Source organism: Streptomyces ureilyticus (assembly GCF_011045025.1).
Lineage (GTDB): Bacteria > Actinomycetota > Actinomycetes > Streptomycetales > Streptomycetaceae > Streptomyces > Streptomyces ureilyticus.
On sequence record NZ_JAAKZX010000418.1, the window covers coordinates 1 to 2,613 of the forward strand.

Annotated in this window: 5 protein-coding genes; all 5 read right to left on the reverse strand. The window is 72.8% G+C overall.

What is annotated here, in order from left to right; translation table 11 throughout:
* Positions 1-746, reverse strand: a 746-nt coding sequence (locus tag G6048_RS47670; protein ID WP_165345837.1) for a DUF317 domain-containing protein, incomplete at its 3' end; no start/stop codon positions are given.
* 2 nt (positions 747-748) lie between these two features.
* Complete coding sequence (locus G6048_RS47675) at positions 749-1,297, reverse strand: hypothetical protein (protein ID WP_235991144.1); 549 nt, start codon at positions 1,295-1,297, stop codon at positions 749-751.
* A gap of 81 nt (positions 1,298-1,378) precedes the next feature.
* Positions 1,379-1,765: a DUF317 domain-containing protein gene (locus G6048_RS51695; protein WP_328829125.1), complete on the reverse strand. Its 387-nt coding sequence runs from the start codon at positions 1,763-1,765 to the stop codon at positions 1,379-1,381.
* Positions 1,711-2,205 carry a DUF317 domain-containing protein gene (locus G6048_RS51700; protein WP_328829127.1) on the reverse strand — a complete coding sequence of 165 codons (495 nt, stop codon included), beginning with the start codon at positions 2,203-2,205 and terminating at the stop codon, positions 1,711-1,713. Before G6048_RS51700 ends, G6048_RS51695 begins: the two co-directional genes overlap by 55 nt.
* Positions 2,196-2,613 (reverse strand): hypothetical protein (locus G6048_RS47685; RefSeq protein WP_235991145.1); only part of this gene is annotated, 418 nt, incomplete at its 5' end. The genes G6048_RS51700 and G6048_RS47685, both read right to left, overlap by 10 nt.

Consider the following 2,613-nt stretch of genomic DNA (forward strand, 5'->3'; position numbering starts at 1 on the left):
GGGCGGCGCGGGGGCGGCGAGGACGGAGGCGGTCCGGTAGTCCGGGCGGCGAGGGCGCGGACGCGGTCCTCCAGACGCAAGGCGACCTGAGCGGCGGGCAGTTCACCCGGGGTGCGGGTGATGAACTCGGTGCCGTACGCGGGGATGCTGAACCAATTGCCCTGGCGCAGAAGCGGGCTGGTGTCGGCGAGCGCGCGGGTGAACGCGGTGATCAGGTGTCCTGGCGTGTGCTCGCCGAAGCGGGCCTGCCACACGGGAGGCCGGGTGTCGTCGAGGCTGGTGCCCACCCACCAGGTGCCGGTCGTCCCGTGTATGTCGACGCGTACTGCGCCGTCGGGGGAGGCGAACCGATAGTGGTGGTAGGCCGGTGACCAGCCCGCGCGCAGGAGTGGCTCCAGTGGGTCCCGGGCGTTCGACGGGTCGGCGGTGGGGTCAGTGAGAGCGTCGGTGAAGGCGGCGATGATCTCGACCGGTGTGCGGGCACCGAAGCTCGCGTACCAGGCGGGCCGGTCGGGCTCGGGTGCGTGGGTCAGTGTCCACCACTGACCGTCGGGGTCGGGCTCGAGCCGCAGGAGTGCCTTCTGGTCGGGACTGGAGAGGATCACGCGCGGCATCAGGGGGTCGTGGCCGTAGCTCCAGCCGCAGGCGCGGTGCAGCGGGACGGTGACCCATGCGGGGTCCCCGCCGTCGGCCAGGTGCCGCGGGGCGACGAAGTCGACGTCCACGGTCTCGGCAGGCTCGGGCACGGTCAGCTCCGTACCTTGCCGGCCCGGCCGGTTACGGGGGCTGCGGCCGCGGTCGGCGGCGGGGCCAGCGGTGAGGGGGCGTGCCGGGCGGCGGCGTTGATGTCGCGGACGGCGTGGCCGTGGGTGCCCCAGTCGTCGAGGCAGCTCCACGCTTCGGCGTGATGTTCGGCGAGGGCGTCGTCGAACGCCTCGTTGCCGGGACGGGCGTCGGCGGGGAGGCTGTCACGGGTCCGCAACCACTTCTCGTGCAGCACATCGAGGCGGTCGAGCGCCTCACGCAGGACGAGCAGTTGCCACACCCAGCGGTTCTGCACCGCATGGGCCGGCAGCTGCGCGAGCTGGGTTTGAGCGGTGGCCAGGAGATGGTGCGCGCCGTCGCGGACGCTGTCGAACGCCTCGGCGGTGGCGGCATCGCGCATGCCGGCGCGGCGGCCGTAAGCGTCCTCGTCGTAGGGCCACCCGTCGAGGTCGGTGTGCTCGTCGGAGTACGCGTTCCAGGCGTCAAGGATCTTCTGGCTGTCCCGCAGGAAGCGACCGAGCTCTATGAGCAACGCGCGGTGGGAATCGGATGATGGGGAAATGGCGGGTTCCTTGGGGGAGGCGGTGGGCTTGGGCCGACTACGGCCAGTTGGTCAGCGCCGGACGACAGATGCCGCGGTACCGGACGGTGGCGCCGCGGCCCTGGCGGCGGCGGGCCGCTGACGGCGGCGCGCGGCGCGTGCCCGGGTGCGGAGGGCGTCGAGGCGGGCCGTGTGCGCGGCGACCACCTGCTGTGGGCTCAGCGGGCTCGGCTCCTGTACGACGCTGTAGTGGGCGGTGCGGTCGTACATGCCGCGCTGGAGCGGGCCGGTGTCGGTGAGCGCGGTGACGAACGCGGTCACCAGGCGGGAGGGGGTGCGGCTGTCGAACCGGGCGTGCCAGATCTGGCGGCCCACGGGTGTGCCGTGTCCCGGTTCGCACGTTTCTACGTGCCAGAACGCACCGCGTGGCCGTCGGCGGGCCGATGTTTGATGTGGCACATGGCGTCCGGCGAGTGGGCCGCGTTCTGTGCGTCGAGCAGCCAGCCGGCCGAGGTCAACACATCCCAGATTTCCGGCTGTTCGCGCGTCGGCGGGGAGATGAGGGTGTCGGTGACGCTGCTGAGGATCTCGGCGGGGACGAGTTCGCCGAACTCGGCGTACCAGCCGGGTTCGGTGTCGGTGGCCTCGGCCCGCAGCCGCCACCAGGCGGAGGTGGCGGACTGCGGGTCGAACTGCAGGCGGTGACGCTGGTCGGGGCTGCGCAGAACCATTTCCGGGCTCAGCGGGTCGGAGGTGCGGGTCCATCCGGCCGCGGCCAGGCCGTGGGTGACGTGGCGGGCGTCGCCGGGCCCGGCGAGGTGGCGGGGACTGGTGTCGAACGGGATCCGCCAGGCGTGCTTGTCGGTGAACTGGGCGAGCTGCCGCTCGCTCACCGACACGCGGAGCACTCCGGCGTGTTGGAGGAGGCGCCCGTGAGCAGGGCGCGCAGGTCGTCCAGGGCGTAGTGCAGGGTGTGCTGGTCGGTCTGCTCCCACGCGGCGTCGCGCAGCTCCGCGACCAGCCTGTGCAGGCCGGGGGTGCGCGGGGTGTCGGGGTGGTCGAGCACGGCGCGGGCCAGGGCGCGCAGGGCGTCGCCGAGCTGGACGGGGATGCCGGTGTACTCATCCAGCAGCGGCTCGATGAGGGCGAGCGCCTCGCCGGGGTCGGGTTCGGCGTGCAGGTATTCGGTGAGCCGGGACAGGGTTTCGGCGGCGGTGTGGATGTCGTTTGGGGTCAGTGCGGGCACGGGACTCCTTGGGAACGGGTTCGGACCGGTCAGCGGCGGGTGCGGGCGTGGTGGGTGGTGG